20 protein-coding genes, 1 pseudogene and 1 other annotated feature are annotated in these 24,995 nt (G+C 52.8%); of the genes and pseudogenes, 9 read left to right on the top strand and 12 right to left on the bottom strand.

The window, feature by feature from the left end:
* Positions 1-8 precede the first annotated feature (8 nt).
* The 6 genes and pseudogenes from C1N64_RS13680 to C1N64_RS13655 all read right to left on the bottom strand — a co-directional run bounded on the left by C1N64_RS13680 (position 9) and on the right by C1N64_RS13655 (position 7,030).
* Positions 9-323, bottom strand: coding sequence for a BON domain-containing protein (locus C1N64_RS13680; RefSeq protein WP_006119359.1), 315 nt, complete (start codon positions 321-323; stop codon positions 9-11).
* A gap of 149 nt (positions 324-472) precedes the next feature.
* Complete coding sequence (gene trpA / locus C1N64_RS13675) at positions 473-1,276, bottom strand: tryptophan synthase subunit alpha (RefSeq protein WP_033741843.1); 804 nt, start codon at positions 1,274-1,276, stop codon at positions 473-475.
* On the bottom strand, positions 1,276-2,466 hold the full coding sequence (gene trpB / locus C1N64_RS13670) for a tryptophan synthase subunit beta (RefSeq protein ID WP_033741842.1): 1,191 nt from the start codon (positions 2,464-2,466) through the stop codon (positions 1,276-1,278). Before trpB ends, trpA begins: the two co-directional genes overlap by 1 nt.
* Before the next feature lie 44 nt (positions 2,467-2,510).
* Positions 2,511-3,872 carry a bifunctional indole-3-glycerol-phosphate synthase TrpC/phosphoribosylanthranilate isomerase TrpF gene (gene trpCF, locus C1N64_RS13665; RefSeq protein ID WP_039342988.1) on the bottom strand — a complete coding sequence of 454 codons (1,362 nt, stop codon included), beginning with the start codon at positions 3,870-3,872 and terminating at the stop codon, positions 2,511-2,513.
* A 2-nt stretch (positions 3,873-3,874) separates the two neighbouring features.
* A pseudogene (gene trpD / locus C1N64_RS13660) lies at positions 3,875-5,468 on the bottom strand (bifunctional anthranilate synthase glutamate amidotransferase component TrpG/anthranilate phosphoribosyltransferase TrpD).
* A complete protein-coding gene (locus tag C1N64_RS13655; RefSeq protein ID WP_394514887.1) occupies positions 5,468-7,030 on the bottom strand; it encodes an anthranilate synthase component 1 in 1,563 nt (520 codons plus the stop codon). Before C1N64_RS13655 ends, trpD begins: the two are co-directional and overlap by 1 nt.
* Before the next feature lie 23 nt (positions 7,031-7,053).
* Positions 7,054-7,156, bottom strand: a sequence feature (Trp leader region).
* Positions 7,157-7,310: 154 nt separating this feature from the next.
* On the opposite strand from C1N64_RS13655, the gene C1N64_RS13650 reads away from it, so the two are divergent.
* Entirely contained in the window at positions 7,311-8,195 is an 885-nt protein-coding gene (locus tag C1N64_RS13650; protein ID WP_006119350.1) for an RNase RNM, read from the top strand.
* A gap of 12 nt (positions 8,196-8,207) precedes the next feature.
* Positions 8,208-8,828 (top strand): L-threonylcarbamoyladenylate synthase, encoded by a 621-nt coding sequence (locus C1N64_RS13645; protein ID WP_039340183.1) that lies wholly within the window; start codon positions 8,208-8,210, stop codon positions 8,826-8,828.
* 5 nt (positions 8,829-8,833) lie between these two features.
* Here C1N64_RS13645 and C1N64_RS13640 read toward each other — a convergent pair whose 3' ends face one another.
* Entirely contained in the window at positions 8,834-9,475 is a 642-nt protein-coding gene (locus tag C1N64_RS13640; protein WP_006119348.1) for a hypothetical protein, read from the bottom strand.
* A gap of 1,078 nt (positions 9,476-10,553) precedes the next feature.
* Between C1N64_RS13640 and rluB the strand changes: the two genes are divergently transcribed.
* On the top strand, positions 10,554-11,438 hold the full coding sequence (rluB, locus tag C1N64_RS13635; RefSeq protein ID WP_006119347.1) for a 23S rRNA pseudouridine(2605) synthase RluB: 885 nt from the start codon (positions 10,554-10,556) through the stop codon (positions 11,436-11,438).
* An 89-nt stretch (positions 11,439-11,527) separates the two neighbouring features.
* Here the strand turns inward: rluB and C1N64_RS13630 are convergent, their stop codons facing one another.
* The 3 genes from C1N64_RS13630 to C1N64_RS13620 form a co-directional block, all read right to left on the bottom strand.
* Positions 11,528-12,841 carry a CitMHS family transporter gene (locus C1N64_RS13630; protein ID WP_039340186.1) on the bottom strand — a complete coding sequence of 438 codons (1,314 nt, stop codon included), beginning with the start codon at positions 12,839-12,841 and terminating at the stop codon, positions 11,528-11,530.
* Positions 12,842-13,305: 464 nt separating this feature from the next.
* Positions 13,306-13,896, bottom strand: a complete 591-nt coding sequence (gene cobO, locus C1N64_RS13625; protein ID WP_054633695.1) for a cob(I)yrinic acid a,c-diamide adenosyltransferase — start codon at positions 13,894-13,896, stop codon at positions 13,306-13,308.
* On the bottom strand, positions 13,896-14,657 hold the full coding sequence (locus C1N64_RS13620) for a YciK family oxidoreductase (protein WP_006119341.1): 762 nt from the start codon (positions 14,655-14,657) through the stop codon (positions 13,896-13,898). Before C1N64_RS13620 ends, cobO begins: the two co-directional genes overlap by 1 nt.
* A 173-nt stretch (positions 14,658-14,830) precedes the next feature.
* On the opposite strand from C1N64_RS13620, the gene sohB reads away from it, so the two are divergent.
* The gene (gene sohB / locus C1N64_RS13615; protein ID WP_205950396.1) at positions 14,831-15,877 is read left to right on the top strand and encodes a protease SohB; all 1,047 of its coding nucleotides are present in this window, start codon (positions 14,831-14,833) and stop codon (positions 15,875-15,877) included.
* Positions 15,878-15,905: 28 nt separating this feature from the next.
* On the opposite strand, the gene C1N64_RS13610 is transcribed toward sohB, so the two are convergent.
* On the bottom strand, positions 15,906-16,154 hold the full coding sequence (locus tag C1N64_RS13610; RefSeq protein ID WP_033741829.1) for a DUF2498 family protein: 249 nt from the start codon (positions 16,152-16,154) through the stop codon (positions 15,906-15,908).
* Positions 16,155-16,524: 370 nt separating this feature from the next.
* On the opposite strand from C1N64_RS13610, the gene topA reads away from it, so the two are divergent.
* From topA to acnA, 5 genes are all read left to right on the top strand, one after another.
* Complete coding sequence (gene topA, locus C1N64_RS13605; protein WP_006119337.1) at positions 16,525-19,122, top strand: type I DNA topoisomerase; 2,598 nt, start codon at positions 16,525-16,527, stop codon at positions 19,120-19,122.
* Between the two features lie 189 nt (positions 19,123-19,311).
* Positions 19,312-20,286, top strand: coding sequence for an HTH-type transcriptional regulator CysB (cysB, locus tag C1N64_RS13600; RefSeq protein WP_033741825.1), 975 nt, complete (start codon positions 19,312-19,314; stop codon positions 20,284-20,286).
* Between the two features lie 495 nt (positions 20,287-20,781).
* Entirely contained in the window at positions 20,782-20,940 is a 159-nt protein-coding gene (locus C1N64_RS13595) for a YmiA family putative membrane protein (RefSeq protein ID WP_006119333.1), read from the top strand.
* Positions 20,941-20,976: 36 nt separating this feature from the next.
* Positions 20,977-21,123, top strand: a complete 147-nt coding sequence (locus C1N64_RS13590; protein ID WP_226374488.1) for a hypothetical protein — start codon at positions 20,977-20,979, stop codon at positions 21,121-21,123.
* A 402-nt stretch (positions 21,124-21,525) separates the two neighbouring features.
* Positions 21,526-24,207, top strand: a complete 2,682-nt coding sequence (gene acnA, locus C1N64_RS13585; RefSeq protein WP_054633697.1) for an aconitate hydratase AcnA — start codon at positions 21,526-21,528, stop codon at positions 24,205-24,207.
* Between the two features lie 33 nt (positions 24,208-24,240).
* Here acnA and ribA read toward each other — a convergent pair whose 3' ends face one another.
* A complete protein-coding gene (ribA, locus tag C1N64_RS13580; RefSeq protein ID WP_006119329.1) occupies positions 24,241-24,834 on the bottom strand; it encodes a GTP cyclohydrolase II in 594 nt (197 codons plus the stop codon).
* Between the last annotated feature and the right edge of the window lie 161 nt (positions 24,835-24,995).

Below are 24,995 nucleotides of genomic sequence, written 5' to 3'. Positions count from 1 at the left end.
AAACGGCGTTATTTAATTTGCATGTTATTTACGACGGATCTTACCCCAGCAACGCTTCGGGTCACCTGAACGGCACGGTTAGCCATTTGTGGTGAGCTGACAAAGCCGCTGAGCTGCACTTTACCTTTAAAGGTTTCAACGTTGATTTCGGTTGATTTCAGCGACTCATCTTTTAACAATTCGGCTTTCACTTTGGTGGTAATCACGGTGTCATCAATGTAACCGCCGGTGCCTTCTTTCGTTGGCGTTGGCGCACAGGCGCTGAGTGTTAATGCAACAACAGCCGCGACCATGGCACTTGCCAGCACTTTAAACCATTTCATTGCTTCTCTCCCTGTCACAAATAGGATACGTCGTTACCATAACGGCGCCTGTTAATTGTGGTGCAGAAAATCCGAAATGGGCAAACGGACAGCGAAAAAAAACAGCGAAATCATGCCTTACCGGGCGGTAAGGCATAAGGTGAAGGCTGTTAGCGGGTGGCGGCTTTGAGATCGTGGATAAATGTTCTCAATGCGTCCAGCATGACCTCTGGCTCGGCGTGATGCTTTTCAATAATTTTCACAACAGCGGAACCTGAAATTGCACCGGCTGTGCCTGCCGCGAGAGAGTCTTTTACCTGGGAAGGTTCGGAAATGCCAAAGCCCTGTAGCGGCGGGGCTGCATGGTATTCCTTCAGGCGGGTTATCAGATGATCAAGTGGCAGGCTGGCCCGCTTTTCAGTACCCGTCACGCCCGCTCGTGATAACAGATAGGTGTAACCGCGACCGTGAGAAGCGATTTCGCGCAGAAGTTCATCGCTGGCGTTCGGTGGGCAGATGAAAATGGGCGCAATACCGTGACGCATAGCCGCCTGACGGAACGGTGCCGATTCCTCTACGGGCACATCAGCCACGAGGACAGAGTCGACCCCCGCTTTGGCACAACGCGCATAAAAATCATCAATACCATTGCTGAACACCAGATTGGCATACATCAGTAAACCTATCGGGAGTTCGGGATATTTTTGACGAATCGCCGCGAGCATTTCAAAACACTGTGCCGTTGTCGTTCCGCCAGCGAAGGCACGCAGTGTTGCACTTTGAATAGTAGGACCATCTGCTAAAGGATCAGAAAAGGGAATTCCCAGTTCAAGTGCGTCAGCCCCGCCTTCTACCAGCGCATCGATAATGCGTAATGACAGGGCAGGTGACGGGTCACCCAGAGTTACGAAGGGAACCAGCGCACCTTCTTTCTTCGCCGCCAGACGCGTAAACAGTCGATCATAACGTTCCATCAAATTTCTCCCTGTGCAGTCAGAATATCGTGAACGGTGAAGATATCTTTATCACCCCGACCAGAAAGGTTCACCACAATCAGCTGCTCTTTCTCCGGCTCCGCCTTCGCCATTTTTAACGCATGGGCCAGCGCATGGGCGGATTCAAGCGCAGGGATAATGCCTTCCGCACGACACAGCGTTTTAAAGGCTGCCAGCGCTTCATTGTCGGTGACGGAAACATAGTCCGCGCGGCCGATGCTGTTCAGATGGGCGTGCTGAGGGCCGACTGACGGGAAATCGAGGCCGGCAGAAATCGAGTAGGACTCTTCGATTTGCCCTTCGCTGGTCTGCATCATCGGGGCTTTCATCCCGAAGTAGATGCCGACCCGGCCGTGTTTCAGCGGTGCGCCGTGCTCACCGGTTTCGATACCGTGGCCCGCTGGCTCAACGCCAATCAGTTTGACGCTCTCTTCCTCGATGAAATCGGCAAACATGCCAATCGCATTGGAGCCGCCGCCGACGCAGGCGATGACGGCGTCGGGCAGACGTCCTTCTTTTTCCAGAATCTGTTTTTTCGTCTCTTCACCGATCATGCGCTGGAACTCACGCACGATGGTCGGGAAGGGGTGCGGGCCGGCCGCGGTGCCCAGCATATAGTGGGCAGTTTCATAGCTGCCCGACCAGTCACGCAGCGCCTCGTTACAGGCATCTTTCAGGGTGGCGGAACCGCTGTGAACCGGAATCACTTCGGCACCCATCAGGCGCATACGAAAGACGTTAGGTGACTGACGCTCAACATCCTTGGCGCCCATGTAGATGCGGCATTTCATGCCCAGCAGCGCACAGGCCAGGGCAGAAGCCACACCATGCTGACCGGCTCCGGTTTCCGCAATAATCTCGTTTTTGCCCATCCGTTTAGCCAGCAACGCCTGTCCCAGTACCTGGTTCGTTTTGTGCGCGCCGCCGTGCAGCAGATCTTCACGTTTCAGGTAAAGGCGGGTTTGAGTGCCTTTGGTCAGGTTACCGCACAGGGTTAAGGCTGTCGGGCGGCCGGCATAGTTTTTCAACAGGTCGGTAAATTCAGCCTGAAACTCAGGATCTTTTTGAGCGCTGACAAAGGCTTCTTCAAGCTGCTTCAGCGCAGGCATCAGAATTTGTGGCACGTACATGCCGCCAAACTCGCCGAAATAGGGATTAAGTAAAGTCATGGATCTATCCTTTTGTGTGCCCGCCTTCAGGCGGGCCAGTCCAGTCAGTAGGCGCGAAGCGTTCGGAACACCGCCGCAATTTTGCTGGCATCTTTGATGCCTGGCGCGCTTTCTACACCGGAATTAAAATCGAGTCCTGCACAACCCAACTGTGCGGCTTCCACACAGTTATCCGCGCTCAGCCCACCGGCCAGCAGAACATTCTTCAGGTCCTGCCCGTGTAGCAGCGACCAGTCAAAGGTCTGGCCCGAACCGCCCTGACCATTATCGAAAACGTAACGGTCAATATGCGGCCAGTTACGTTCTGGCAACGCGTCGCTGATGCTGAGCGCTTTCCAGATTTGTACCTGTTCAGGCAGTGCCTGATAAAGCGCAGCCACATAAGCGTGGTCTTCATCGCCATGCAACTGCACAGCAGCCAGCTGCAATGATTCCACTTTAGTGACAATGTCACTTATTGCCGCATTGCGGAACACACCGACATAGTTAAGCGGGGCACCGGCTATCACGGCACGTGCTTTCTCGGTATCCACCTGACGCGGCGAGCCCTCGGCAAAAATAATTCCGCCGTAAATAGCGCCGGCATCACAGGCCGCGCAGGCATCTTCAGGGCGCGTCAGTCCGCATACCTTGTTGCTGCCCAGGGTGACACGTCGCACCGCAGCATGAAGATCCTCTTCTTCCATCAATGCCGAACCAATCAGGAAGCCATTTGCAAAATGACTCAGTTCACGCACATCGCGGTAATTGTTGATGCCCGATTCGCTGATAACGGTCACACCTTGCCCCAGGCGCGGCGCAAGCTGACGCGTCCGGTTGAGATCAATCGACAGATCGCGCAGGTCGCGGTTATTAATGCCGACCACTTTGGCTTCCAGCGCAATCGCGCGTTCCAGCTCCTGCTCATTGCTGACTTCAGTCAAAACGCCCATCTGCAGGCTGTGTGCGATGGCGGAAAGCTGACGATACTGCTCATCATCCACGACCGACAGCATCAGCAGGATGGCGTCAGCCTGATAAAAACGCGCCAGATAAATTTGATAAGGGTCGATGATAAAGTCTTTACACAGCACCGGCTGCGTAATCGCAGCACTGACGACGGGCAAAAAGGCAAAGTCGCCCTGGAAATATTTTTCGTCGGTTAATACCGAAACGGCAGAAGCATAATGGCGATACACCCCGGCGATCATTTCGGGATCGAAATCATCGCGGATCAGCCCTTTTGAAGGCGAAGCCTTTTTGCATTCCAGAATAAAGGCAGTGCGGGTGCCCTGCAGTGCGTCATAAAAGCTACGGCTGGAAGGAACAATGCGCGGCTGGAAGCTTTCCAGCGGTTGCTGCTGCTTACGCGCTTCAACCCAGACGGCTTTGTCTTTCACGATTTTATCTAACACTGTACCCTGCATGATTATCCTCTTGATGCCAGAGCCACCACGCGCTCATAAGCCTGACCGCTACGGATGGCGTTAAGCGCACGCTGTGCATTTTCACGGAGATCTTCATTACCAAATACTTTCAGGAGCATGGCCACATTCACGGCAACCGCCTCCTCATGGGCCTGCTCGCCATTACCCTGGAGTAAACGTGTCAGAATGTCACGGTTTTCTTCGGGCGTGCCGCCTGCCAGCGCGTCTTTAGGATGGAATCCGAAACCAAAATCCTCCGGACTTAACTGATAGCGGGTGATTTCCCCTTCGCGCAGCTCGGCCACCTGTGTCACATCGTGCAGGGCAACCTCATCCATGCCGCCGCCATGTACCACGGCTGCACGCTGGTAGCCTAATACTTTCAGCGTCTGAGCAATCGGCAAGACCAGCTCAGGGCTGTACACGCCAATAACGGCTAACGGTGGGCGCGCAGGGTTGATCAGTGGCCCCAGAACGTTAAACAACGTGCGGGTCTTCAACTGCTGACGCACCGGCATAGCATGGCGAAAGCCCGTGTGGTACTGCGGTGCGAACAGGAAGCAGACATTCAGATCGTCCAGTGCGCGCCGCGCCAGCTCAGCGGGCATATCCAGGTTAATCCCGAAAGCGGCCAGCAGGTCGGATGACCCCGATTTGCTGGATACGCTGCGATTGCCATGTTTTGCCACCTTCAGACCACAGGTAGCGGCGACAAAGGCACTGGCGGTTGAAATATTAATGCTGTTACTGCCATCCCCGCCGGTGCCCACAATATCGGCGAACGCATAATCCGGACGCGGAAACGGTTTGGCATCTTCAAGTAAGGCACAGGCTGCCCCGGCGATTTCCTCCGGGTTCTCGCCCCGGACTTTCATCGCAACCAACGCCGCCGCCAGTTGGGTAGGTTCAAGCTGGCCGGTAATAATGGCGCTGAACAGCTGGTGGCTTTCTGCCTGCGTCAGACTATGCGACTGGTAAAGTTTTTCCAGAATCGGTTGCATTGCGTTCTCCCTGTTACTTCGCCAGCGCCCAGGCAAGTGTCTGTTCAAGCAGACGTGCGCCCTGAGTGGTTAAAATGGATTCAGGATGGAACTGGAATCCGCAAACCCGTTCGTGTTCATGACGGACGGCCATCACCATGCCGTTGTAGCTGGCATTAACCGTTAATTCGTCTGGTGTATTGCTGCCCACCAGTGAGTGGTAACGGGCAACGGGAAGAGGATTACTCAGTCCGGCAAACATCGCCTCGCCGTCATGATTAATGGATGACGCTTTGCCATGCAAAATTTCACCGGCCTGACCGACATGGCCGCCATACGCTTCCACAATCGCCTGATGGCCCAGGCAGATCCCGATAATCGGTAACTTTCCGCGTAGCGCACGCAGCAGTTCGGGCATACAGCCCGCGTCTTTCGGCGCGCCAGGGCCGGGTGACAGCATCAGGACAGGATTGTCCATGCTCTGCAAACGTTCAGTCAGCAAAGCGGCCGGTACGTTGTTGCGGTAAATCACCACGTTGTGCCCAAAGGTGCGCAGTTGATCGACAAGGTTGTAGGTAAATGAGTCGATGTTATCCAGCAGCAGGATGTCAGCCATCAGAAGATCTCCTTGCAGTGATGAGCAGTGGCGATAGCGCGCAGCACCGCGCGGGCTTTATTGCGGCTTTCATCGGCCTCGGCCTGTGGGTTAGAGTCGAGCACCACGCCCGCGCCGGCCTGTACAGTGGCCACGCCGTCTTCCACGTAGGCTGAGCGGATCACAATACAGGTATCCAAATCACCGTTGGCGGTGAAATAGCCGACAGCGCCGCCGTAAATACCGCGTCGGGTGCCTTCGGCTTCAGCGATCAGTTGCATGGCGCGAACTTTAGGCGCGCCGCTCAGCGTGCCCATATTCATGCAGGCGCGGTAGGCATGTAGCACATCCAGATCCTCACGCAATGTCCCCACCACGCGGGAGACCAGGTGCATAACAAAGGAATAACGATCAACCTTGGTCAGATCCGCGACGTAGCGGCTTCCGGGACGACAAATGCGCGCCAGGTCATTGCGTGCGAGATCGACCAGCATCAGGTGCTCGGCCAGCTCTTTATGATCGGTGCGCATTTCAAGTTCGATACGGCTGTCCAGATCGCGGTCCAGCGAGCCATCCGCATGTCGACCGCGTGGACGCGTTCCGGCAATCGGGTAAATTTCGATCTGTCGTGAGGCGGCGTCGTACTTGAGCGAGCTTTCCGGCGAGGCGCCAAAGAGCGAAAAATCCTGATCCTGCATAAAGAACATATACGGGCTGGGATTACTGCGTTTTAACGTATCGTAAGCGGCCAGCGGCGACGGGCAGGGCAGTGAGAAGCGACGTGATGGCACAACCTGGAAGATCTCACCAATACGAATAGCATCCTGCATCTTCCTCACCACATTACAGTATTCCTCATCGCTCTGGCTGGTGGTCAGCGTCATCGTTTCGACCGGCTTGACGGGCAACGTAGGTGCAGGTTGCAGCATTTGTCCGTGTAACTGTTCAATACGGCTTTGCAGACGCTGGAATTCATGGGTGGACGGACAAAACAGGCTGGCCTGCAGGCGGGCACTGTGTGCCTGGTGATCGAGCACCAGCAGGGTTTCCGCCAGATAGAAACAGTAGTCAGGGCAGCGCTGCTCACTGCTGAGCGTCGGCAGGTCCTCAAAACCGGCGACCAGATCATAGGCAAACAGGCCGCCAACGAACACGGCTTCGCGCTCATCGGCAGGCGAGTTCACTAACTGCGGAATCACACGCAGGGCATCAAACACCGACAGGGCGCGTAAGCGAGAGTCTTCATCTTGCTGATCGTGGGTCGTCGTAAATGTTAACACCCGGCCATCAGGGCGCGATTCATTTTTGATTTCGGCGGGAAGCGCCTCGTCCAGCAGCGGCAGCAGCGCCCGACCATTATCAGACAGGGCCTGCACAGTGACGCAGTTACCCAGCGCGCTGATACGTAGGGCACTGTCGATGATCATCAGACTTTTTAAATTTTCCTTGCTGTCGATATCCGCAGATTCAAGCAGCAGCGTTGACGGGCGCGCGCCGCATAACTGATGAAAAACCGCGGCGGGATCTTCCCGATAAGGGGCGTTACCGGTAATTAACTTCACTGTAGGTTTTGCATTGAGCATGATGATTTCTCTGAATGTCGTCCAAAAAAAAGCCCGCTTGTTGGCGGGCTCAGGTATCTGCACAGGTTTACGCTAAGTGTGCACGACAACGCCGCCCGACCGGGAAACATTGCGCCACCAACCAGTGAAAAGCGTAATAACCATTTTCATAAACACATACCCGTCTGCGGTGAACTTGTGTACTAGTTAACTGGTTCGTGACAAAAATGTCAATACACTTTTTCAGTGACCCATAAAATCGTTATCATGCTGACCTGTTCCATCGCCAGCAGGAGTTGTTTTGAGCGATATCGCCCGTTTTCCGCTTTACGATCTACATAGTCATACACGGGCTTCCGATGGATTGCTATCCCCGCAGGCGCTGGTCGAGCGTGCGGTTGAAATGCGCGTAGGTGTGCTGGCCATTACCGATCACGATACCGTGGCGGGCGTCGCCGAGGCACAGCAGGCCGCATTACGTGCTTCGTTGCCAGTCAATGTCATCGCCGGCGTCGAGATTTCCACGCTGTGGGAAAATCATGAGATCCATATTGTTGGATTAAATATCGATATTCATCATCCCGTCATGACGCAGTTCCTCGCTGGTCAGTATACGACGCGACTGGAACGCGCCCAACGCATTGCTGAGCGGCTTGAAAAAGCCCAGATTCCCGATGCACTGGCGGGCGCCCTGCGTTTAGCCGAAGGGGGAATGATCACGCGGGGACATTTTGCCCGCTATCTGGTTGAGGTTGGCAAAGCGAGCACTATGGCGCAGGTATTCAAAAATTATCTGGCCCGAGGCAAAACCGGCTACGTGCCGCCGCAATGGTGTACAATTAATCAAGCCATTGATGCCATTCACCATTCTGGTGGCTGTGCGGTGCTGGCTCATCCGGGACGCTACGGATTGTCGGCAAAATGGCTGAAACGCCTGATCGCGTATTTTCGCGCTGCGGGGGGTGATGCTATCGAGGTGGCACAATGTCAGCAGGCACCCGATGAGCGTACCACGTTAGCCGGGTACGCCCGTGATAACGATCTGGCCGCATCGCAAGGTTCTGATTTTCATCAACCCTGCCCGTGGATTGAGTTAGGCCGCAAACTGTGGTTACCCGCAGCCGTAGAACCCGTCTGGGAACGCTTTCCCGCACTGGCTCCGGCTGCTGAATGCACGGAAAGGTGACAAGAGGTTTTTATGAGTCAACTGTTTCATATTCATCCGGATAATCCGCAACCGCGTCTGATTAACCAGGCTGTGGAGTACCTGAACAAAGGTGGCGTGATTGTTTATCCGACCGATTCAGGCTATGCCCTGGGATGTCGTCTGGAAGAAAAAGGCGCGATGGAGCGCATTTGCCGTATACGACAACTGGATGGCCATCATAATTTCACACTGATGTGCCGCGATTTGTCTGAGTTGTCGGTGTATTCACAGGTGGGCAACAGCGCGTTCCGCCTGATTAAAAATAACACGCCGGGCAATTACACGTTTATTCTGAAGGCGACGAAAGAAGTCCCGCGCCGTCTGATGAACGAGAAACGTAAAACCATTGGTTTACGTGTCCCGTCGAATCCAGTGGCCCTGGCGTTACTGGAAGCGCTTAATGAACCGATGATGTCGACATCCTTGATTCTGCCAGGCAATGATTTCACTGAATCTGATCCGGAAGACATTCAGCACAGTATTGGTAAGCTGGTGGACTTAATCATTGACGGCGGCACGCTGGGACAGCAGCCTACCACCGTGATTGATTTGACCAGTGATGCCCCTGAAATTGTCCGTGAAGGCGCTGGCGACACAACGCCTTTTATGTAAGACCGTCAGGTTTTACGGGTGTCAGGAATCGTCGCCTGTAACCAGTTTTTAAACTGGCCGTAAGGGATATAGAGTGACACATCTTTCAGTATCACTTTCCCGCTACGGCCATTTTTAATTGAATCGGAATACCCGACGATCACGCCGCCGATGGTATCGTCACTATTGAAGACCCCACCGCCAGACATCCCCTGAACCACGCCAGCATTGGAAGCCATCGCGATGCACGGACTTTTATTCCAGAGGTTACGAATGGCGGTGCGTGCGAGATTCACACCCTTTGATTCAACAGGTAGCGCCGAAATATAGCTGTAACCGTACATCTTTACGTGATCGCCAATATCGGTGCTGCGGAAGTGAGCCAGCGTATCCGGCGGATTCTTGTGATAAATAATCGCAAGGTCGCAGTAAGGGTGATAAGACTTCACGCGCTGCACGGCAAATTTTGCCACATGCGCGGCAGTCAGGCTGTATTCAGGCGTCAACGGAATAGTGGTGCCCAGCGTGCCTAAACCCAGAATCGTCGGAATGCCTGTCACGCTCATATCCACGTGCTGCATTGCCGTTCGGCTGTACTCGGTATGGCCCACGGAACAACCGCTCAGCGCCAACGCAATCAACGCTGAACTTACAAAACGTTTTTTCATGGTGGTGTCTTCGCTTAAGCATGCCAGTAAAATCCCTGGTGAAGATTAAGGACATGCAAATTAAAGCTCATCGTGAGCCGTATTAACGCAGCGTTTCCCGATGCGCCAGTATTAAGATTAATAACAACCCCTTAGCGTGCTGCAATTTAATGCCCGGGTCAGAAATAACTGACACCGTACGGATTAAAATCTGCTCACTGTCCGGTCGCATAATGTGTTATCGGCAATAGATTGCAATAGTCCAATTTTTTTTAACTTTACGAGGGTAGAAAAAAAAGTCATTGCGGACTTAATGATAAAAAACAGGGTGATGACCACCTTATTACTCTTTCATTATCGGCTGATGAATAAAATTGTACAGTGGTTTTTATTTTGTATAGCTTTTCCCGACGCAACCTGTTGATAATAGAGTAAACAGGATGCATTGGAGATGCGAGGCGGGCTAACAGAGGGCTGCCGGGGCCCACAATGATTTTATTTGACTTAAGTAGCGGTATTTTGTTTTTATTTTTTTGTAAACAGCCACAAAAATAAAACTGTTTAGCGCGCCGACTGAGTGTGAGCCGTTAATGAAAAGTGTCAGGCCAGATACCTGGAGACTTAATCATTAATGCACTACCGGTTTTGGCAGGAAATGATTTATAAGAGCGAGTAAAGACGGAAATAAAGCCAATAGCTGCGATAAGTAACATTAATTAAAATGAAGTAACCAAGTGTGACATTCAGATAATATTTTCCCTGCTACGATTGTGTCATTTGACTTAATTACCCTAAATAAACGTGTGTGCTTATAATGATCTTCTCGCGCGATCACCAGGACGCAACGCAGCCATCTAATTCGACCAGATCTTAACCGGACCAGGCGTGAGCGCGTAGGGATCGTCACGCCCGGGACAGGTGTCGTAAGGCACGGGTCAGCAGCCAGGCCCCGTACGCCGCTTCCGGGCGGCACATTACGGGTTACAATGCCTCAGACATGCTGTATAATGGGGCCAACAGGAAAATATAACCTATTGATTTTAAAGGTTTAATTACCTAATCCATCCGACGCCTGGGAAGGCGACAATGAGGTAGCTCCATGAGCGAGAAGTTACAAAAAGTCTTAGCGCGTGCCGGTCACGGTTCGCGTCGTGAAATTGAAGCGATGATTGCGGCCGGACGCGTGAGCGTTGACGGTAAGCTTGCCACACTCGGCGATCGCATCGAAAACAATAAAGCCCTGAAAATCCGTATTGATGGCCATCTGGTATCGATTGCTGAATCTGCAACAGAAGTGTGCCGTGTGCTGGCGTATTACAAACCTGAAGGTGAACTCTGCACACGCAGCGATCCTGAAGGGCGGCCTACGGTCTTCGATCGTCTGCCGCGCCTGCGCGGTTCGCGCTGGATTGCCGTTGGCCGCCTTGACGTGAATACCTGTGGACTCATGCTTTTTACAACGGATGGTGAACTGGCTAACCGCCTGATGCATCCCAGCCGGGAAGTGGAACGTGAATACGCGGTGCGCGTGTTTGGCCAGGTTGACGATGACAAAATTCGTCAGCTCAGTAAAGGTGTGCAACTGGAAGATGGTCCGGCAGCGTTCAAAACATTGCGTTTTGCGGGTGGAGAAGGCATCAACCAGTGGTACAACGTCACCCTGACTGAAGGACGCAACCGTGAAGTTCGCCGTTTATGGGAAGCCGTGGGTGTACAGGTCAGCCGCCTGATGCGTGTCCGTTATGGCGACATCACCTTGCCAAAAGGTGTACCACGCGGTGGCTGGATGGAACTGGATCTGCCAGCGGTCAATTATCTGCGCAATCTGGTAGGAATGGATGACGAAACCGTCACCAAACTGGCGGTTGAGAAAGATCGCCGTCGTACAAAAGCCAATCAGATTCGTCGGGCCGTGAAACGTCACAGCCAGGCCAGTGGCAGACCCGCTCGTCGTAATGCCAGTAGCAAACGCAACGCAACCTGAGTGCCTGCCGGGTTGATATAAGGCTATAAAACAGCCGCAACATCGTCTGTTGCGGCTTTTTTACTTTCTGGCTGACGCTCCCGGACATCTTACCGGTGGAAGAGGGGAAACGCGCCGGTTACTAAGCCGCCCGCCATCAGCACCAGGCTAATCAAAATCCCCCATTTTATGGCAAAACGTTGATGGTCACCGATATCCACTTTGGCCAGACCGACTAACAGATAGACCGACGGCACCAGTGGACTCAGCAGATGGAAGGGTTGGCCCACAATGGAGGCTCGGGCAATTTCTTCTGCTGAAATGCCATAGCTGGCGGCCGTCTGCGCGATGACAGGCAGAATGCCAAAGTAGAAAGCATCGTTGGACATAAAAAAGGTAAACGGCAGACTGATCAGGGCGGTAAATAGCGCAAGATAAGGTCCGAAACTGTGCGGAATAAAGGCCAGCAGACTTTTCGCCATGGCGTCCACCATGCCGGTACCTGACAGTATGCCGGTAAAAATACCTGCCGCAAAAATCAAGGCAGTCACCGCCAGCACATTACTGGCGTGTGAACCGATACGGGCTTTTTGCTCCTCAAGCGAGGGGTAATTAAGCATGACGGCAATTGCAAAAGCCAGCATAAACAGAATCTGAATGGGCATGGCACCCACCACCAGAAGCACCAGCAGTACCGTGGTCAGAATAAAGTTTGGCCAGAACATTTTGGGCCGGCGATTTGCTGCGCATTCGTCTGCATCACCCAGGCCCAGTTCGATATTATTCAGATGGTCGTCGCTGATGCGCATGACGCCCAGACGTTTACGTTCCTGTAGCCCAAACATGAAGGCCAGACCGACAAGAGCAACACAGGCGATAAGGATGGCCGGTAGCATGGGAATAAAAATATCCAGCGCATCAATGCGCAGCGCGGCCGCCGCGCGGGCAGTGGGGCCTCCCCACGGCGACAGGTTCATGATGCCGCTGGCCAGGTTAACCAGGCAGGTCATTGCCAGCACATTCATGCCCAGTTTCCGGTAGAGGGGAAGAAACGCGGCAATAGCAATCATGTAGGTGGTGGAACTGTCGCCATCCAGCGAGACCAGCAAGGTTAATACAGCGGTACCGACCAGCACTTTAAGCGGGTCGCCACGCACAATTTTCAGGATGAAACGCACCAGCGGATCAAACAGTCCGGCATCGATCATCAGGCCGAAATAGAGAATAGAAAACGTCAGCATCACACCCGTCGGAGCCAGCGTTTTGACCCCGTTCAGCATCATTTCCCCAAGTCCGTGATAAAACCCGCCGATAAGCGCAAAAAGCGTCGGGATAAGAATGAGCGCGATTAGCGCTGACATGCGTTTGGTCATGATCAGATACATGAAACAAACCACCATCGTAAAGCCCAGTATGGTCAGCAAAATAAGAGCCCTCTTATTGGCAAAAGTTATTCAATTGTTATCAGAAAGAACATTTAATTATGGAATCGATTAGCACGGTAATGATTAACCTGTTGATTTGATTACCCACGTGCAATGGGATGATATTAAAGCTAAATATTTTTTATCATTTATTTAACATTGAAGAGTGATCCCGATCGGTTTTACGTCTCTCAACGGTAAAAATATGTGATTGAGATCAATCATGGCGGCGGCGGATGACGCCGGTTTTCAGGCAGGGTTTCTGGAAAAGGCGCGTAAAACGTTTCGCAAAATTAACATGAATGGAAAATAAAAGCGGGAAAAGCCCTGATGACCAGCTGTGCCAGGCTGCAATGACAATAAGCGGGCATGCAGGCCGATAAACAGGGAAAAGGAAGTACAGAGGGGGCACAGCGTAAGATAAGCAGGCCGGATGCATAAGGGCAGCCAGCCTGCGGTAAAGGCTACCAGTCTATTCCCTGCTGTGCCTGGATACCGGCGTCAAAGGCATGTTTCACCGGACGCATTTCCGTCACGGTGTCAGCCATATCCAGTAAGGTGCGATGGCAACCCCGACCCGTAAGGATGACGCTCTGGTGGGCAGGACGGCCTTGCAGAGCGGTTACCAGCTCGTCGAGTGGCAGATAATCCATACTGATCATGTAGGTGATTTCATCCAGAATCACTAAATCAAGCGTGTCATCCGACAGCATGCGTCTGGCATGTTCCCAGACGGCCAGGCAGGCCGCTGTATCGGTCTGGCGATTTTGCGTTTCCCAGGTGAAACCCGTGGCCATTACCTGAAACTCCACCCCGTGCCGGGCCAGAAGGTTGCGTTCGCCGTTGGGCCATTCTCCCTTAATGAACTGAATGGCCGCGGCACGTTTGCCATGCCCGCAGGCGCGTAGAGCCGTGCCAAACGCAGCGGTGGTTTTCCCTTTACCGTTTCCGGTAAACACCATCAAAATGCCTCTGACTTGCTGAGCGGCAGCAATGCGGGCATCCACCTGTTCTTTCAGACGCTGTTGCCGCTGTTGATGACGATCGCTGGTCATTACTCTGCGGCCCCGGGTTTTCTGCCTGGCTGTGCATCGAAGCTCATACCGGTTTTACGGCGGCTGTCATCGCCCATTAAATAGAGGTAAAGGGGCATGATATCGGCAGGCGTTTTGAGTTTACCGGCGTCTTCCTGAGGAAACGCACTGGCGCGCATTTTCGTACGCGTACCACCGGGATTAATACAGTTAACCCGCAATGCCTGATTTTTATACTCGTCGGCCAGCACCTGCATCATGCCTTCTGTGGCGAACTTTGATACCGCGTAGGCACCCCAACCCGCGCGCCCGGTACGGCCCACACTTGACGTCGTGAATACCAGCGAGCCGCTTTCGGATTTGAGCAGCAACGGCAATAGCGCCTGGGTGAGGTAAAACGTGGCATCAACATTAATTTTCATGACCTGTTGCCAGATTTGCGGATCCAGGTCGGCCAGCGGAACAATCTCACCTAAGATACTGGCGTTATGTAACACACCATCCAGACGGGAGAATGTTTGCGCCAGTTCCTGCGCTAGCTGCGCACAGCGTGCCGGCGTGGCGTCTGAAAGATCCAATACCACCGAATGGGCAGGGCGCTTGTTCAGTTGGTTTATCAACGCTTCTGTCTGCTGCAGCTTTTCAGCGCTGCGCCCCAGTAAAATCACCTCCGCGCCGAAGCGGGCGTAGGTCAGGGCCGCTTCGCGTCCAATGCCGTCAGAGGCACCCGTCACCAGGATAATGCGATGGGCAAGTAGATCATCTTTCGGTTGATAATGCATGTTGGGAACCTCCCGCAACGTCTGGGTTTTTCGCTTTATGCCCTAATTCAGGGCACGACGCAATTAGCAATAGGGACAATCTGTGCCAGATGCTGGCATTTCAGGCGACGCAGTAGCATAAACCCGTTAAACTAGGCGTTTGTCAGTAATCCTCTGTTTAATAAGGCGACACGATGGATCTTCTTTTGAGTTATGGATTGTTTTTAGCAAAAGCGGTGACGGTGGTCGTTGCCATTGCTGCCATCGTCATGATTGTTGTGCATGCCGCTCAGCGTAAACGTCACCCGGGCGGACAACTGCGATTAACGCGGTTAGATGACGATTACAACAAGATGAAAGAGGCGTTGCAGCTTGAGAAAATGAAACCGCAGGCGCAAAAACTGTGGTTAAAAAACCATAAAAAGGCTGAAAAACAGAAGGCGAAAGCAGAGAAACGCGACGCGAAGCAGGGCAATGTCGACACCGTTAAACCCACGTTGTACGTGCTTAATTTCAATGGCAGCATCGATGCCAGTGAAGTGAAATCGCTACGCGAAGAAATTTCAGCCATTCTGGCGGTTGCCCAGCCGGGCGATGAAGTATTACTGCGTCTGGAAAGCCCGGGCGGCATGGTTCACGGTTATGGCCTGGCGGCGTCACAATTGCAGCGCCTGCGTGATGCCGGGTTGAAGCTGACAGCGGCCGTGGACAAAGTGGCGGCGAGCGGCGGCTATATGATGGCCTGTGTGGCCAATACCATCGTGGCCGCGCCTTTTGCCGTCATCGGTTCCATCGGGGTTGTCGCGCAAATCCCTAACTTCAACCGTCTGTTGAAACGTAATGACATTGACGTTGAGTTACACACGGCGGGTCAGTACAAACGTACGCTGACGCTGTTTGGTGAAAACACCGAAGAAGGACGTGAAAAATTTCAGCAGGATTTGAACGAAACCCACCTGTTGTTTAAACAGTTTGTTCATGAAATGCGTCCTTCCCTCGACATTGACCGGGTGGCAACCGGCGAGCACTGGTATGGCCGGCAGGCGCTTGGACTGGGCCTGATCGATCGCATTTCGACCAGTGACGATCTCATTATCGCGAATATGGCGAAATTCACGGTACTGGGCGTGACGTATGTACGACGTCGTTCAAAAATCGATCGCCTGACGCAAAGCGCAGGGCAGGTGCTTGAGCGCATTATGCTCAAATGGTGGCAGCGCAGCGACAAACGGTTTTTGTGATGCATCGACCCGGCTCAGGCCGGGGTTTTTATACCAGGTGATAACGGGGTGACAGCAGAACGGCCAGGTGTTTGAACAGGTTGAACACCGCCGTGGTTTTTGCGGTCGGCAGGCCTTCCGCGTCCAAAAAGTACGGCCCTTTAAACACCAGCACGTCGCCCTGCTGGCTGACGGCAGTAGCTTCAATACCGGCGATAAAATCATCATGTTCCCTGAGCATCGCGTTAGCGATGTCTAACAGTGCCTGGGACGACACTCCCTCAGTCAGATTCTGCATATGTCTGTGCCTTTTTGACAGTCTGATAATTCTTTCTATATTACTTCCGTACTGCACTGTTCGACAAATCGTGGGCAGGGGTAAAAAAGGGCTTTCCTCACACCAGATGCTAATTAAGTTGCGTAACAGATTTTATCAGGTACAGTGTGGGCGTTTCAGATTCCAGGGATATTGCACCGGGAAGTGCGATTAAGTCAGGCAGAAAAAGCGATTTTTATCATAAAGTTGCACTGTAAAGAATCGACTGACCAGAGATTGAGCCCCACGTCTTGAAATACCAAACAGGCGTAGCAATATTGAACCCGATGGGTTTTCAGGGCGTCCAATCCTCTCCCGTTGAGCAGGATGTATTCATTAGGTAAAGGTAAATATGGGTAAAGCACTCGTTATTGTTGAGTCCCCGGCAAAGGCTAAAACAATCAATAAATACCTCGGCAGTGGCTACGTGGTGAAATCCAGCGTGGGCCATATCCGGGATCTGCCGACCAGTGGTTCAACCGCCAAAAAAAGTGCTGAAACCCCGACAGATAAGAAAGCCAAAAAAGTTAAGAAGGATGAGAAAGCCGCGCTGGTCAGTCGTATGGGCGTTGATCCCTATCACGGCTGGGAAGCGGATTATCAAATCCTGCCCAATAAAGAGAAAGTGGTAGCGGAACTCAAAGCTTTAGCCGAAAACGCCGACCATATCTATCTCGCAACCGACCTTGACCGCGAAGGGGAAGCCATTGCGTGGCACCTGCGGGAAGTGATCGGGGGTGACGATAAGCGCTTTAGCCGCGTTGTGTTCAATGAGATCACCAAAAATGCGATTCGCCAGGCGTTTGAAACGCCGGGCGAACTCAACATTGACCGCGTCAATGCACAGCAGGCACGCCGCTTTATGGACCGTGTCGTGGGGTACATGGTCTCCCCGTTATTATGGAAAAAAATCGCGCGAGGCCTGTCTGCCGGTCGCGTGCAGTCTGTTGCTGTCCGGTTAGTGGTTGAGCGTGAGCGTGAAATCAAAGCTTTTGTGCCCGAAGAGTACTGGGAACTGAGCGCTAACCTGACCACGCCGAAGGGCGATGAGCTGACGATGGACGTCACTCATGCGGGCGATAAACCGTTCCGTCCGGTCAATCACGACCAGACGCACGCCGCGCTGGCTCTGCTGGAAAAAGCGCGCTTTGCGGTCACGGACCGTGAAGACAAGCCAACCAGCAGCAAACCCGGCGCGCCGTTTATTACCTCCACGTTGCAGCAGGCGGCGAGTACCCGGCTGGGCTTTGGCGTGAAAAAGACCATGATGATGGCGCAGCGCCTGTATGAAGCGGGCCATATCACCTATATGCGTACCGATTCCACGAACCTGAGCCAGGATGCGGTTTCGATGGTGCGCGGCTACATTGAAGGCCATTTTGGTAAAAAGTACCTGCCCGATGCGGCGAATACCTTCGCCAGCAAAGAGAATTCGCAGGAAGCGCATGAAGCCATCCGTCCATCAGATGTGGAAGTGCTGGCCGAGCAGCTCAAAGATATGGAAGCGGATGCGCAGAAACTGTATCAGCTTATCTGGCGTCAGTTTGTCGCCTGTCAGATGACACCGGCACAGTACGATTCGACCACGCTGACAGTCACGGCAGGGGATTACAAACTGAAGGCCAAAGGGCGTACGCTGCGCTTTGACGGCTGGACCAAAGTCATGCCTGCGCTGCGTAAGAATGATGAGGATCGTACTTTACCGCCGGTTAACGTTGGCGATGAGCTGAGCCTGCAGGACCTGTTACCCAGCCAGCACTTTACCAAGCCACCGGCCCGCTTTAGTGAAGCTTCACTGGTCCGTGAGCTGGAAAAACGCGGTATCGGCCGTCCTTCGACCTATGCGGCCATCATTTCCACTATCCAGGATCGTGGCTACGTCAGGGTGGAAAACCGCCGCTTTTACGCTGAAAAAATGGGTGAAATTGTCACCGATCGTCTGGAAGAGAACTTCCGCGAGCTGATGAATTACGACTTTACCGCTCACATGGAAAACAGCCTCGACCAGGTCGCCAACAATCAGGCGGAGTGGAAGGCGGTTCTGGATCGCTTCTTCTCCGATTTCAGCCAGCAACTGGAACAGGCTGAGAAAGATCCGGAAGAAGGCGGAATGCAGCCGAATCAGATGGTCCTGACCTCCATCGACTGCCCAACCTGCGGCCGTAAAATGGGGATTCGGACGGCCAGCACCGGTGTTTTCCTGGGGTGTTCAGGCTATGCGTTACCGCCGAAAGAGCGTTGCAAGCAAACCATCAACCTGATTCCGGAAAATGAAGTTCTGAATATTCTGGAAGGGGACGATGCCGAAACCAACGCGCTGCGTGCCCGTCGTCGTTGCCAGAAATGTGGCACAGCGATGGACAGCTATCTGATTGATAACGGACGCAAGCTGCACGTTTGCGGTAACAACCCTGAGTGCGATGGTTATGAAATCGAAGAAGGGGAGTTTCGTATCAAGGGCTACGATGGTCCGGTCGTCGAGTGCGAAAAATGTGGTTCTGAAATGCACCTGAAAATGGGGCGTTTCGGTAAGTACATGGCCTGTACCAATGATGACTGTAAGAACACCCGTAAGATTTTGCGTAATGGCGATGTCGCCCCGCCGAAAGAAGATCCCGTGCCGCTGCCCGAACTGCCGTGTGAAAAATCGGATGCGTATTTTGTGTTGCGTGACGGTGCTGCCGGTGTGTTCCTGGCCGCCAATACCTTCCCCAAATCGCGTGAAACCCGCGCACCGTTGGTGGAAGAGCTGCAGCGTTTCCACGACCGTTTACCTGAGAAGTTGAAATATCTGGCCGAAGCGCCAGCAACCGATCCGGAAGGCAACAAGACGCTGGTGCGCTTTAGCCGTAAAACGAAACAGCAGTATGTGGCGTCTGAAAAAGACGGCAAAGCGACAGGCTGGTCAGCGTTTTACATTGACGGCAAGTGGCAGGAAGCGAAAAAGTAACCCTGTAAGGCCAGCATTGCTGGCCTTTTTTCCCCGCCTTATATCATTCCGTTCTACATTGATACTTAAAATGCTATAGTGGTTATAGCATTTCCGATCCCTTCTTTCTGCTCAGCACCTTTCACCCGCCTGGGCGACAGTACGCCACCCGGGGATGCGACTCTGTAACCGACCAGGATAACAACAGATATGAAATTACAGCAGTTGCGCTATATCGTAGAAGTCGTGAACCACAACCTGAATGTTTCATCGACAGCAGAAGGGCTTTACACCTCGCAGCCGGGCATCAGTAAGCAGGTCCGTATGCTGGAGGATGAGCTTGGGGTGCAGATTTTCGCCCGCAGCGGTAAGCACCTGACGCAGGTTACGCCCGCCGGTGAAGAAATCATTCGCATCGCGCGCGAAGTGCTTTCCAAAGTGGATGCCATTAAATCTGTCGCAGGTGAACATACCTGGCCGGATAAAGGCTCGTTATATGTTGCCACTACGCACACTCAGGCGCGCTATGCGTTGCCCGGCGTGATTAAGGGCTTTATCGAACGTTATCCACGTGTCTCGCTGCATATGCATCAGGGTTCACCAACGCAGATTGCCGAGGCGGTTTCTAAAGGCAACGCAGACTTTGCAATTGCCACGGAAGCGCTCCACCTCTACGACGATCTCATTATGCTACCGTGCTATCACTGGAACCGCGCTATCGTGGTCACGCCAGACCATCCGCTGGCGGGAAAAGGGCAGGTGACGATAGAGGAGCTGGCCGATTTTCCGCTGGTAACCTATACCTTCGGCTTCACCGGACGCTCCGAGCTGGATACCGCCTTTATGCGCGCGGGGTTGACGCCACGTATCGTCTTTACCGCAACGGATGCCGACGTCATTAAAACATATGTTCGCCTGGGGCTGGGCGTAGGGGTGATTGCGAGTATGGCGGTGGATCCCGTTGCTGATCCTGACCTCGTCAGAATTGAAGCCTCTGAAATCTTCACCAACAGTACGACGAAGATTGGTTTCCGCCGCAGCACCTTCCTGCGCAGTTATATGTATGACTTCATCCAGCGCTTCGCCCCCCATCTGACGCGCGATGTCGTGGATACGGCAGTAGCGTTGCGTTCCAACGAGGACATTGAGGCCATGTTTAAAGATATCAAGCTGCCGTTTAAGTAACGGTTATCTGTCGTCGCGTATTCTCAGGCTGCTTAGTGCAGCCTTTTTTATGCAAGAATGTTAGCGCCATGTTTATATTGAGAAGTTTCATTATCTTTTTGTAAATGTAACGTCGATCACATGTTTAAAGCTTGCTGTATCTTAAATGCGAAATACGACACATTTTTGACGCGATTTCTTTGCGGGCTGCCAGGATTATTCCCATACTCCAGTTAACGCTTGATGGAGAAGCTTTTATTTAGGGGTTAGTTAACACGGTCTTTAGTAATGACTGGATCTGAAGTTAAATTAACTCAAATTTTTGTCAGGCGGATTTTAATAGTATGGGTAATAAGTCATTAATCGTTACTTAAGTAATTTTACAGTTTTGATAAATTGCGTTAATCGTTTTGTGCAATAAAAATGACTGGATTTTTGGCCTTAACGGGTTTAGGATTCCTCCTAAATCTTAATCGATGTTATCAATCGTTTTATTGAGAGTGATTATCAAAAACTATGGCTACGAGACTGACTGTTGATCCGGGCTTCCCGGCTAAAAGCACCAAGGTTAAGCGTACAGGTAACACTCGTCGCAATGCCTGGTTAACTGTGTTCGCTGCCTCAGCGCTGTTCTGGGTGGTTGTAGCATTAATGATTTGGCGCATCTGGGGTTAAGCCATGTGGGCAAACGCACTCTGCCATAAGCACACCATGACGACTCGTCAGCATCGTCTCTCTGGCTATAAAGCGAAAGAGCCGGTTGCAAAGGCGGAAAAAGTGACTATCCCCGAAAGTTGGGATCTGAACGAGCATCAGCGTAATTTCATCGAGTCCTTTCTGGACCCGAAAACAAAATAATTTTACATCGCGTTTTTCTTTCGACATTTCTTCTGTCTTTCTGACTTACTTAATTAAGCGCTCTTCACACGTTGCATAAATGATGTCATCCCTTATCAGGATGCGAGTACGGCTTTTATTGCCCTTTCTACGCAGGAGTATTGCTATGAATATGATTAAAATGACCTGGTTTAGTGCTTATGCGTTCTCATTTACCGTGTGGATGGCAGCGCTCTGGGCTGCGCTATAATTTAAACGTGTCTCTTTCTCAATAATGCCTCGCAACATTGCGGGGCATTTTTGTTTGCGTCCGATTGTAGCAATCTGTGTTGTAATCAAAACGTTAACAAAAAAGTGGTCTATCTTTATACTAAACCTTGTTGTCTCTGAGGTTTAAAGACCATGTATTATAAAGGAGGAGCTATGTCGTCATCCCTACGCGAGCAGAGTCAGGAAACACTGCAGGTAGATAATCACAACTATCACATCTTCAGTCTACCTCGCGCTTCACAACATCTCGGTAACATTGATCGGTTGCCTAAATCCCTCAAAGTGCTGTTAGAAAACCTGTTGCGCTGGCAGGATGGCGACTCAGTCACTGAGGAAGATATCCAGGCGCTGGTTGACTGGCAAAAAACCGGCCACGCCGACAGGGAAATTGCTTACCGCCCGGCCCGTGTTTTAATGCAGGATTTCACCGGCGTACCCGCCGTTGTTGATTTAGCCGCGATGCGCGAAGCGGTGAACCGACTGGGCGGAGACGTGAATAAAGTCAACCCACTGTCCCCGGTCGATCTGGTCATTGACCACTCCGTCACCGTTGACCATTTTGGCGACGACGATGCCTTTGAAGAGAACGTGCGGCTTGAGATGGAACGCAACCATGAGCGTTACGTCTTCCTGCGCTGGGGCCAGAAAGCCTTTGACCAGTTCCGGGTGGTGCCACCGGGGACCGGGATCTGTCACCAGGTAAACCTTGAATACCTGGGGAAAGCAATCTGGCAGCAGCAGATAAACGGCGAAACCTATGCCTGGCCGGACACCTTAGTCGGGACGGATTCTCATACCACGATGATCAATGCGCTTGGCGTGCTGGGATGGGGCGTCGGCGGGATTGAAGCCGAAGCGGCGATGCTGGGGCAACCGGTGTCTATGCTGATCCCGGATGTCGTGGGCTTCAAACTCACTGGCAAACTGCGGCCGGGCATTACCGCGACCGATCTGGTGCTAACGGTGACGCAAATGTTGCGTAAGCACGGCGTGGTGGGCAAATTTGTGGAATTCTATGGTGATGGCCTGGCCGATCTGCCGCTGGCGGATCGCGCAACCATCGCCAATATGGCACCGGAATACGGCGCCACCTGCGGTTTCTTCCCTGTCGATGAAGTGACACTGAGCTATATGACCTTAACCGGACGCGATGCCGAACAGGTTGCGCTGGTAGAACATTATGCTAAGCGCCAGGGAATGTGGCGTAATGCGGGCGATGAACCTGTCTTCACCAGCAGTCTTGCGCTGGACATGAATGATGTTGAATCAAGTCTGGCCGGACCAAAACGCCCACAGGATCGCGTGTCCCTGGGCGATGTCCCGGCGGCGTTCGACGCCAGCAATGAACTGGAAGTCAACCACGCGCAGAAACCTCATAAAGAAGTCACCTACACGGACAGCGATACCGGACTTTCCCATACCCTGACCGACGGCGCGGTGGCCATTGCGGCGATTACCTCGTGTACAAACACCTCAAACCCAAGTGTCCTGATGGCCGCAGGTTTACTGGCGAAAAAGGCGGTAGAGCGGGGCCTGAAACGCCAGCCGTGGGTCAAGGCATCGCTTGCTCCGGGCTCTAAAGTGGTTTCCGACTATCTGGCCGTCGCACAACTGACGCCGTTCCTTGATAAACTGGGCTTTAATCTGGTCGGCTATGGCTGTACAACCTGTATCGGTAACTCCGGCCCGCTGCCGGATGCGATCGAATCGGCGATTAAAGAGGGCGACCTCACTGTGGGGGCCGTGCTGTCGGGTAACCGTAATTTCGAAGGCCGTATTCATCCGCTGATTAAAACCAACTGGCTGGCTTCACCGCCGCTGGTGGTGGCCTATGCGCTCGCGGGGAATATGAAGATCAACCTGCAAACTGATCCGCTCGGACAGGATCGGGATGGCAAGCCGGTCTTTTTGAAAGATATCTGGCCTTCGCCTGAAGAAATCGCGACAGCGGTACAGCAGGTTACCAGCGATATGTACCACAAAGAGTATGCGGAAGTCTTTGACGGTACGCCCGAATGGCAGGCCATCAAAGTCAGCGAAGCCGCGACCTATGACTGGGACGAAGGATCAACCTATATCCGTCTGTCACCGTTCTTTGATGACATGGAAAAAACGCCCAAACCGGTCGAAGACATTCGTGGTGCGCGTTTGCTGGCTATTCTCGGGGATTCGGTCACAACAGACCATATTTCACCGGCAGGCAGCATCAAAGCAGAAAGCCCGGCAGGGCGCTATCTGTTGGCGCATGGTGTCGAGCGCAATGACTTCAACTCCTATGGCTCGCGTCGTGGTAACCACGAAGTCATGATGCGCGGAACCTTTGCCAACATTCGTATCCGCAATGAAATGGTGCCGGGCGTTGAGGGTGGCTATACCAAACATTATCCGAGTGGTGAACAACTGGCCATTTACGATGCCGCGATGAAATATCAGGCCGAAGGCGTGCCGCTGGCCGTCATTGCCGGTAAAGAGTACGGGTCAGGTTCGAGTCGTGACTGGGCAGCGAAGGGACCGCGTCTGCAGGGCGTTCGCGTGGTGATCGCCGAATCGTTCGAACGTATCCACCGCTCTAATCTGATCGGTATGGGGATCTTACCGCTGGAATTCCCCCAGGGCGTAACGCGTAAAACATTAGGACTGAAAGGGGATGAGTCGGTTGACGTTGAGAACCTGTCACAGCTCACGCCGGGCTGCACCGTGCCAGTGACAATCACGCGTGCCGATGGCAGCAAAGAGAAGCTGAATACCCGCTGTCGCATTGATACCGGTAATGAGCTGACCTATTACCGCAACGACGGTATTCTGCATTATGTGATTCGAAATATGCTCAACTGATACGATAAAGCCGGGGAAACCCGGCTTTTTTATTCACTGCTTCGGCAACAGATGGCCCATTTTTTCGGCTTTGGTATCGAGATAGTGCGCATTTTTGGGATTCCGTCCCACCACCAACGGCACACGTTCAACGATGTTAATACCGGCTTCGCTCAGGATTTCAACCTTCCGCGGATTATTTGTAAGCAGGCGAACCTCGTTCACCCCAAGGAGCTTAAACATATCTGCGCAGAGCGTGAAGTCACGCTCATCAGCGGCAAAACCGAGCTGATGGTTAGCTTCAACCGTGTCATACCCTTTGTCCTGCAAAGCGTAAGCGCGAATTTTATTCAGCAGACCGATATTGCGGCCTTCCTGGCGGTGATAAAGCAATACACCACGTCCTTCTTCGGCAATGGCATTCAGCGCAGCTTCAAGTTGAAAGCCGCAATCGCAACGCAGGCTGAACAGCGCATCACCGGTAAGACATTCCGAATGAACGCGCGCCAGGACCGGTTCGTTATCATTGATATCGCCAAAGACCAGAGCAACGTGGTCGTGACCGGTTGCCAGTTCTTCAAAACCTACCATCAGGAAATCTCCCCATGGCGTTGGCAGTTTGGCTTCTGCCACCCGTTTAAGCTGCATGTGACTCTCCAGAACCATCAGAGGATGCACTATCATCATGATAGTGCACAGGCCGATGTGGCCCGACAAACGTGCAATATTGTGCCACAACCGCGAGGTTGGCTGTTAATCTGTGTAAACGATTGTTGTGATAAAGCACGATTATCTAATCCGTAAAGGTT

The sequence above is a fragment of the Pantoea sp. SGAir0215 genome (assembly GCF_043543215.1).
This window is presented reverse-complemented; position numbering and strand designations above follow the sequence as displayed.

Coding starts and splice junctions, on each gene's coding strand:
- C1N64_RS13680 (WP_006119359.1), bottom strand. CDS start 323: ATGAAATGGTTTAAAGTGCTGGCAAGTGCCATGGTCGCGGCTGTTGTT.
- trpA (WP_033741843.1), bottom strand. CDS start 1,276: ATGGAACGTTATGATCGACTGTTTACGCGTCTGGCGGCGAAGAAAGAA.
- trpB (WP_033741842.1), bottom strand. CDS start 2,466: ATGACTTTACTTAATCCCTATTTCGGCGAGTTTGGCGGCATGTACGTG.
- trpCF (WP_039342988.1), bottom strand. CDS start 3,872: ATGCAGGGTACAGTGTTAGATAAAATCGTGAAAGACAAAGCCGTCTGG.
- C1N64_RS13655 (WP_394514887.1), bottom strand. CDS start 7,030: ATGCTCAATGCAAAACCTACAGTGAAGTTAATTACCGGTAACGCCCCT.
- C1N64_RS13645 (WP_039340183.1), top strand. CDS start 8,208: ATGAGTCAACTGTTTCATATTCATCCGGATAATCCGCAACCGCGTCTG.
- C1N64_RS13640 (WP_006119348.1), bottom strand. CDS start 9,475: ATGAAAAAACGTTTTGTAAGTTCAGCGTTGATTGCGTTGGCGCTGAGC.
- rluB (WP_006119347.1), top strand. CDS start 10,554: ATGAGCGAGAAGTTACAAAAAGTCTTAGCGCGTGCCGGTCACGGTTCG.
- cobO (WP_054633695.1), bottom strand. CDS start 13,896: ATGACCAGCGATCGTCATCAACAGCGGCAACAGCGTCTGAAAGAACAG.
- C1N64_RS13620 (WP_006119341.1), bottom strand. CDS start 14,657: ATGCATTATCAACCGAAAGATGATCTACTTGCCCATCGCATTATCCTG.
- sohB (WP_205950396.1), top strand. CDS start 14,831: ATGGATCTTCTTTTGAGTTATGGATTGTTTTTAGCAAAAGCGGTGACG.
- C1N64_RS13610 (WP_033741829.1), bottom strand. CDS start 16,154: ATGCAGAATCTGACTGAGGGAGTGTCGTCCCAGGCACTGTTAGACATC.
- topA (WP_006119337.1), top strand. CDS start 16,525: ATGGGTAAAGCACTCGTTATTGTTGAGTCCCCGGCAAAGGCTAAAACA.
- cysB (WP_033741825.1), top strand. CDS start 19,312: ATGAAATTACAGCAGTTGCGCTATATCGTAGAAGTCGTGAACCACAAC.
- C1N64_RS13595 (WP_006119333.1), top strand. CDS start 20,782: ATGGCTACGAGACTGACTGTTGATCCGGGCTTCCCGGCTAAAAGCACC.
- C1N64_RS13590 (WP_226374488.1), top strand. CDS start 20,977: ATGACGACTCGTCAGCATCGTCTCTCTGGCTATAAAGCGAAAGAGCCG.
- acnA (WP_054633697.1), top strand. CDS start 21,526: ATGTCGTCATCCCTACGCGAGCAGAGTCAGGAAACACTGCAGGTAGAT.
- ribA (WP_006119329.1), bottom strand. CDS start 24,834: ATGCAGCTTAAACGGGTGGCAGAAGCCAAACTGCCAACGCCATGGGGA.